The 2,975-nt window shown below is 62.6% G+C and carries 2 protein-coding genes; one reads left to right on the forward strand and one right to left on the reverse strand.

Translation table 11 applies throughout. The features are described 5' to 3' along the window. Positions 1-55: 55 nt before the first annotated feature. Complete coding sequence (locus PG5_RS23340) at positions 56-1,711, reverse strand: FAD-dependent oxidoreductase (RefSeq protein WP_331717103.1); 1,656 nt, start codon at positions 1,709-1,711, stop codon at positions 56-58. Positions 1,712-1,754: 43 nt separating this feature from the next. On the opposite strand from PG5_RS23340, the gene PG5_RS23345 reads away from it, so the two are divergent. Next, positions 1,755-2,846, forward strand: coding sequence for a DUF1615 domain-containing protein (locus tag PG5_RS23345; protein ID WP_020799598.1), 1,092 nt, complete (start codon positions 1,755-1,757; stop codon positions 2,844-2,846). Positions 2,847-2,975: the final 129 nt, after the last annotated feature.

Consider the following 2,975-nt stretch of genomic DNA (forward strand, 5'->3'; position numbering starts at 1 on the left):
GTGGCCGTTACCGCAGCAACGGATATACACCCAATCCAAATACCCCAACCTAAAATCAGGGCGCACCAAAGTACGGTCGGATCCCGCGGTCGCGAAAATACCGTTCGATCACCTTCGGGTCCGAACAGGTTTCGGCAATCGCCACGTATGTATCCGGCCGTAGCAGGTAGAACCCGTTGCGCCCAAGGCCGGCCGTTTCGAATGCCGGGCGCCAGCTGAACACATGCAGCGGCAGATGGTGCTCGTGGCACCAGGCGATCATCTCGTCGCTGGTGTCGCCATACACATGCACCTGCCAGGTCGGGCATTTGAGCGATTCAAAATTGTCACCTTCACCGTCGTGCGCCCAGGGCAGGCGGTCGCCACCATGCACCTGCCCGGCAACGCCTGTGCTCAAGGGCATGGCGCGATAGTTCAGGGTGATTTGCGACACGGTGCGGAACAGGAATTCGCGGGTGGTTTCGAACGAGGCCATTTTCGGAATCAGCAAGGGCGCCAGCCGCGTGCGCAACACATCCGCCATGGGCCCCTCGGCGGTAACGAACGTGAACACCCGGTCGGTGGTGGCCACCAGCTTGCGGGCGAAGGCGATGCGCTCGGTTTCGTAGGAGTCGAGCAATTTCGCCTCGGCGCCACCGCTCAGTACCGCCGCGAGTTTCCAGGCCAGGTTGATGGCATCGCCAATCCCGGTGTTCATGCCCTGGCCTCCCGCGGGGCTGTGCACGTGGGCGGCATCGCCCAACAGGAAGGCGCGTGCGCTGCGAAAGTGATCCGCCACCCGATGATGCACGCGGTAGGTCGAGAACCAGTTCAGTTGTTCGACCTTGACCTGCATATGCTCGATGGCCCGACTGCTCACGTCGTCAAATTGCAGGGTTTGCGCCTGTTCGGCGCGTTCGTCGCGCACGGTGCCGATCAAGCGTGCCCGGCCGCTGCCAGCCAGTGGGAATACCGCGAGGAAATCCGCCTCATCCAGGTCCACATGCAGTTCGCCATTGAACGCCGGGCCGCTGGCGTGCACGTCGGCGACGTAGAAAACCTGCTGGTAGGTGCCGCCTGGAAAACCGGTGTCCAGGGTCTTGCGAACGATCGAACGGGCGCCGTCGCAACCGGCCAGGTAGCAGGCCTGGCAGGTTTCCTGTTGGCCGTCGGGCAAGCGCAGCGTGGCGCTGATGCCGTCATCGGTTTGCTCGAAACCTTCGAGCTCGGTGTTGCGTTCCACCGTGATGCCGAAGGTTTGCAGGCGATCGATCAGCAGCCGTTCGTGTTCGTCCTGCGGGAATATTTCGAGGAAGGCGTAGGGCGTCAGGCCTTCACCGACGCGGTTCAACGGCAGGCGCGCCACGGGCTGGCCTTTTACCCAGAAATTGGCGGCCGCGACCTGATGACCGTCGCGTACGATGGCGTCGGCCAGGTCCAGCTGGCGATACAGCTCCAGCGTGCGCGCCTGCACCGCCAGTGCCCGTGAAGTGGTGCCCGGTGCAGAAGTCTTGTCGACGATCCGCACGCGAACCCCCAGTTTGCTCAGCCATAGCGCCAGCACCAGCCCCGTCGGGCCGGCGCCGATGATCAACACATCGCTACGCTGCATGACCCCGTCCTCTTGCCGTGTGCTGCAAGTATGGTCCAGCCTTGCGCAGCGGCCAGCGTTTTTCATCGGCACCTGAGGAACAGCCGGGTTCGCGCCACGGTCATAGCCTGCGCCATGCATTGATCGTATGGTTAACCCGGTTCAACGAACGCCCTGGAGCAACATGCAAGCCCATCGATTGATCATGAGCATCACCGCGTTACTGGTGGTGGCCGGTTGCAGCAGTCAGCGACCCCAGGAAACCGCGGCGCGCAAGCCCGCCGAGGTCAAGGCGCAAATCGTGCGCTTGCTGCCGGCCAAAACCGTCGATCGCCAAGGGTGGGCCACGGACATCTACGCCGCGTTTGCTGCGCAGAACATCGCACCGACCACGCAAAACCTCTGTTCGGTGCTGGCGGTCACCGAGCAGGAGTCGACTTTCCAGGTGGATCCCGGCGTGCCGGGGCTGGGCAAGATCGCCCGGGATGAGATCGATCGCCGGGCGGCCAAGGCGCATATCCCGCAACTGTTGGTCAGCGGTGCACTTCGGGTGAGTTCGCCCAACGGCAAAACCTACAGCGACCGGCTGAACGCCGCCCGCAGCGAAAAGGAACTGAGCGCGATTTTCGATGACTTCATTGGCATGGTGCCCATGGGCAAGACCCTGTTCGCAGGCTTCAACCCGGTGCACACCGGCGGGCCGATGCAGGTCAGCATCGACTTTGCCGAACAGCAGGCCAAAAGCTATCCGTATCCGGTGGAAGGCTCGATACGGCGTGAAGTCTTTACCCGCCGTGGCGGCATGTACTTCGGCATCGCGCATCTGCTCGGTTATCCGGCGAGCTACAAGCAGCCGTTGTACCGCTTCGCCGATTTCAATGCCGGTTGGTACGCCAGTCGCAATGCTGGCTTCCAGAACGCCGTGAGCCGGGCCTCGGGCATCCCGCTCGCGCTGGATGGCGACCTGGTCCGCTACGGTTCGATCATGCCTGGCACCACGGAGCTGGCGGTGCGCACCTTGGGCAAGCAGTTGGGCATGCGCAATCCGACGATCAGGGATCAACTGGAGGAGGGCAACACGCTGGCGTTCGAGGACAGCGAGCTCTATCAGCGGGTTTTCGCCTTGGCTGAACAGGCCGAAGGTCGTTCCCTGCCGCGCGCGGTACTGCCGGGCATCGTGCTGCAAAGCCCGAAAATCACCCGCAAGCTCACCACTGCCTGGTTTGCCAAGCGCGTCGATGAGCGTTACAAGCGCTGCATGGCGCGGGCAGGCTGAAGATATTGGCGAACGTCCACACGCTGTATGACTTTCGAGTTTTAACAGGCATGAAAAAGCCCGGCTGATCAGGCCGGGCTTTTTGTTGGCGCGGTGAAGCGAAGGGGTTAGGCGACAGTGTTGCCTTGC

Source organism: Pseudomonas sp. G5(2012) (assembly GCF_000408945.1).
Classification (GTDB): Bacteria; Pseudomonadota; Gammaproteobacteria; order Pseudomonadales; family Pseudomonadaceae; genus Aquipseudomonas; species Aquipseudomonas umsongensis.

Bases quoted from the DNA above. Each gene is read 5' to 3' on its own strand.
- PG5_RS23340 (WP_331717103.1), bottom strand. From the start codon at position 1,711: ATGCATGGCGCAGGCTATGACCGTGGCGCGAACCCGGCTGTTCCTCAG.
- PG5_RS23345 (WP_020799598.1), top strand. From the start codon at position 1,755: ATGCAAGCCCATCGATTGATCATGAGCATCACCGCGTTACTGGTGGTG.